Source organism: Staphylococcus agnetis (assembly GCF_002901865.1).
GTDB lineage: Bacteria > Bacillota > Bacilli > Staphylococcales > Staphylococcaceae > Staphylococcus > Staphylococcus agnetis.
On the sequence record NZ_PPQF01000093.1, the window covers coordinates 1 to 4,480 of the forward strand.

The 4,480-nt window shown below is 30.8% G+C and carries 5 protein-coding genes; all 5 read right to left on the reverse strand.

Features of this window, described 5'->3' with window-relative positions:
- Positions 1-656 (reverse strand): fibrinogen-binding adhesin SdrG C-terminal domain-containing protein (locus tag CD172_RS11495; protein ID WP_206169843.1); only part of this gene is annotated, 656 nt, incomplete at its 3' end.
- Between the two features lie 146 nt (positions 657-802).
- Positions 803-1,354 (reverse strand): Ig-like domain-containing protein, encoded by a 552-nt coding sequence (locus CD172_RS11500; RefSeq protein WP_103346434.1) that lies wholly within the window; start codon positions 1,352-1,354, stop codon positions 803-805.
- The gene (locus CD172_RS11505; RefSeq protein ID WP_157950630.1) at positions 1,320-1,631 is read right to left on the reverse strand and encodes a YSIRK-type signal peptide-containing protein; all 312 of its coding nucleotides are present in this window, start codon (positions 1,629-1,631) and stop codon (positions 1,320-1,322) included. Before CD172_RS11505 ends, CD172_RS11500 begins: the two co-directional genes overlap by 35 nt.
- Positions 1,632-2,202: 571 nt before the next feature.
- Positions 2,203-3,489 carry a dicarboxylate/amino acid:cation symporter gene (locus tag CD172_RS11515; protein WP_060551386.1) on the reverse strand — a complete coding sequence of 429 codons (1,287 nt, stop codon included), beginning with the start codon at positions 3,487-3,489 and terminating at the stop codon, positions 2,203-2,205.
- 176 nt (positions 3,490-3,665) lie between these two features.
- Entirely contained in the window at positions 3,666-4,223 is a 558-nt protein-coding gene (lepB, locus tag CD172_RS11520) for a signal peptidase I (protein ID WP_103346436.1), read from the reverse strand.
- Between the last annotated feature and the right edge of the window lie 257 nt (positions 4,224-4,480).

Below are 4,480 nucleotides of genomic sequence, written 5' to 3' on the forward strand. Positions count from 1 at the left end.
GTAATAACATCGGGCTTACTATCCTCTATTATTTCTAAAATACCATCATTATTATTACCTATAATGCTCTCAACGATAGTTTCTTCAATTTCAAATTCAAAATCAACATTATTTTCACCTTTTACAATAATTGGTGAATCAGTAGTTATATCCACAACTCTTCCACCATCTATAATAGGAATAAATTTACCTGCTCCTGAAGCACTATTTTTATAAAACTCTACTTCATTATTTAAAGTTAGCCAATTAAGGTCGTAATTTATACACATTTGAGTTTGAAAATTTAAATTTTGCGATTTTATATCATACTTTGCTTCATATTTAATTATATAAGGTTTACTATTCAAGCTTTGAATAAAAATAGTGAAAGATCCATTTTCATTCAAACTTATTACATTTGCTGCATTAACTAAAGCAGTCACGTCTTTAAAATTACCATCTTTTTCATTAAAATAGCCACTTTCAGATAAGGCTCCGCTTCCAGTATACTCATAAATTGTTATTTTTGGTATATTATTTTTACTAACTTCTCCTACACTAAGTTTCCCAGTAATTACTACATGATTTAAATTTTTACTATCTGTGTTAACAGAAGTTACGTGTGTAATGTTACCGTTTTCTTTGTCAAGTTTATCAATGTTTCCGTTAATTGACATATTTTTATCTTTTTTTCTTTTAAATACTCAACATCAAATTCATTGTCAATCGAATTATCACCAATTGTAGATGTAACTTTTTGCTTACTGCCTTTTAATACAACTGAGGTTTTGAAAAATAGATTGATACTTAATTTAACTTTGACCTATTCAGTTCCAATTACATATTCCGTAAATTTATATCGAACGTCTCCATTGCTCATTCTAATACTAGTTGCTATAACGTGACCACCATCTTTTATTTCAGGCATCTCCTTATAAGAACCAACTCCATTAGTATCTACATTTTCACTAAACTTAATATCAAAATAATCATCTTTTTTGATATCATCACCTATTATTAATTCATAATCAACCGTAATTCGTCCAGCTTGGTGAGGATTTACTTTTTTACTTTTATCCTTAGTAGTTATTGTTCTTTTAATAACTTCTACTTCTTCAGAAACATCTTTACCAGCATCTTTATTTACATTTAAAGCAGTTCGTTGTAAATTATTAGAACTTCTAATTTTGTCAACACTATTTACTTTAGGTGCTGTAACAGCATTAGGTTGATTAATTTCAGTTGTCGTTTCAGGCTCAGGGATAACAACCTTTTTATTTTTATCTACTTCTTGCTTAGAAGTATTACTATTTATATCTTGAATGATTGTTTCTGTTCTTTCAGCTATTTCTTCTGATTGAACATTCTTCTTCATTTTGTTGAATAGGTTGCTGTATTTGTTCATCATTTATTTTTTGATTTGTATCTACAAGTGTTTCTTTTAAAGTTTCTACAGGAGCATTATGTTGTTGTGGTTCTGCATTGTTCTGCACATTGCTTTCTGAAGATTCATTACTTGAATGTTGCATTTGTATTTCAGATGCATGTGCTTCGTTGTTTTCACTGACGCCAATAACGACCATTGTCCCCAATGCAATTGAAGCTGCACCTATTTTATATTTTCTAATTCCATACCTTTGTTTATTTATCATAAAAATGTCTCCTTGTAAGTTCATTTAGTTTTATGTAGATACAAAAATGCAAAAAAAAAAGAACTACTTTGAGTAAAGTAGTTTTTGCACTTAGCTATTTACACCTGAGTAAGTATATGATGCAGAAATATGTTTTACAATGCCTAAATATTAAATGTAACTTAACTCCGGTTTAACATTGAGTTATATCTCCAAATAACCTAAAATATACCTTAATTATTAATTAAACCTTGCATTAATTTAAGAGTTTTTACGAACTTCACGTGTAATCTTACATAATATATCACCAAAAATGAGTGGAGGCGGTTACATTGAATCATCAATTTTTAAGAAATTTAAACATTTATTTTCATTATTTACCTTTGGTTGGCTTGTTAATTTCTATCTTTTTATTCCTATTGTATTTCGTTATTTTTAAGGTGACTGCTCATCCATTGGTTGTAACTGCCTATTGTCTATTACCCTTAGTTGTATTTTCTTTGATGTCTCTATTATATAAATGGCTTATTCATCGGTTTAATAAGTAAAAAACGCGTTATCTCTATGTGAGACAACGCGTTTACTATATTTATTATTCTACATGCATATTACCTTTTAATTTTCGTCCTTCACGTTCTGATAAAATTACTGCACATGCTGCATCACCTGTGATGTTAACCGCTGTACGAGTCATATCTAACAAGCGATCAATACCTAAAATGATACCTATTGCAGCAGGATTTAACCCAACAGCTGTTAAAACCATCGCTAACATGATAAGACCTACTCCAGGAACACCAGCAGTACCTACAGACGCAATAACTGCAATTGCAACTACGGTAATTAATTGAAGTAATGTTAAATCTGCACCCATTAACTGGGCAATGAATATCGTCGCAACACCTTGCATGATTGCTGTACCGTCCATGTTAATTGTTGCACCTAGAGGTTGTACAAAGGACGCAATTTCAGGACGTACACCCATACGTTTTGTACATTCCATCGAGACAGGTAATGCGGCATTTGAGCTTGAGCCACCAAATCCTACCGTAATTGCTGGTAAAAAACCTTTGAAAAATTCCATTGGACTTTTACGAGCTAAGAATTTAATCGCACCACCATATACAACAAAGAAATGAATGAATAATGCAGCGAGAACGACTACAAAGTACAATCCAAGTTGTCGTATTGCACCAAACCCTGCTTCAGTAAAGGCATGTGCGACCAAACCAAATGTACCGATTGGCGCGAATACATTCATTATCATTGAAATAATGTACATCAGCACTTCATTAAATTGTTCAAAGAATTTATGTACAATTTTACCTTTTTCACCCACCATCATAATTCCGATACCGATAAAGATAGCAAATGTGATGATTTGAAGCATATTTCCTTCCGTCATAGCTTGTACTGCATTTTTCGGGAAGAAATTGATTAAAGTTTGATCAAAAGTTTGATTCATTGGTGAGTCAGCACCAGCTTTTTGACTGTCTAATTGCTTTTGATACGTCGCAACTTCTTCGCTCTTCAATAAATCAGAATGGCCCGCACCTGGTTTAACGATTAATGCTAAAACCATTGCTAACGTAATTGCTAGTGCTGTCGTTGTTAAAAAGAATACCATCGTTTTTAATCCGATGCCACCTAATAATTTAGGATCACCCACACCAATTACACCAAGTACAATTGATACAAATACGACTGGTACAACAAGCATGAAAATTAAATTCAAGAAAATTTGTCCGATTACATTTAGAAAATATTTATCTATAAACTTAACCCATTGTTGGCCTTCAAAAAAATTAAAAAGTGACCCCAATGCTATCCCCAAAATTAAGGCAATGACAATCTTCATTGTTAAACCCTTAAACTTCATAATATATCCCCCTTTTCCTAATAAACTTATTATAATCAGAAAATTAGCAAAAGAGCAATATAAATTTGATTAAGCATTACTAAAACGCGAACTACAAATTATCGTTATTCATATAAAATAATTAAGGCTCTCTTATTAAAACTTTCTTTTTCGCTATTACAGACTTCAGTGCTTGATTAAGTGAAATTATGCCGCCATGCATCTAAAGGTAAAAATCTCAAAATAACTTTACCTACAATTTGATCATTTTGAATCAATCCTACACTTTTGTCTCTACTGTCCACACTGTTTTCTCGGTTATCACCGAGCACTAAAAAATGATCTTTGGGAATAGTTCCTCCCTTTGTGCCATTAATATCTTTTAATGAAAAATCATTCGTTAATTGGATTCCCATTTTATTTATTTTGTTAGAACGTAAATAAGGTTCGTTAACTTCTTTATTATTGATATACAGTACATCATTTTTATATGCTACTGTATCCCCTTCTTTCGCAATTACCCTTTTAATAAAATCTTGGTTTTGTCGTTGATGAAAGACGATTACATCACCACGTTCGATATGATTGAATGTTTTAGAGATTTTACTAACAATCACTCTATCTTTGTCATTAAATGTAGGATACATTGACAAACCGCTTACGTTATATGTGACGAATAAAAATTTCATCACCAAAAATACTGTTAGAATTACTAATAAGACTGAAATGGTCCAATCAAAAATTGCTTTCTTCATTTTCTTCACCTTTTGCCTTTTCATCGTTGTTTATTTTAAATAGCTTTATATATCATATATGTCATGAGAACTATCATAACGATATCTCCAACATTAAATTTTTGATTTGCACTTAATAAACCATTTTGAACCATATTATTATTTTGAAAGTACTTAAACTTTTTTAACACTTTACACATACTTATATATATTAATTTAAACAGACTGTAGACAACCCACACTATTGTTAAAATTATTAATGTTTTTAACATTTGAAT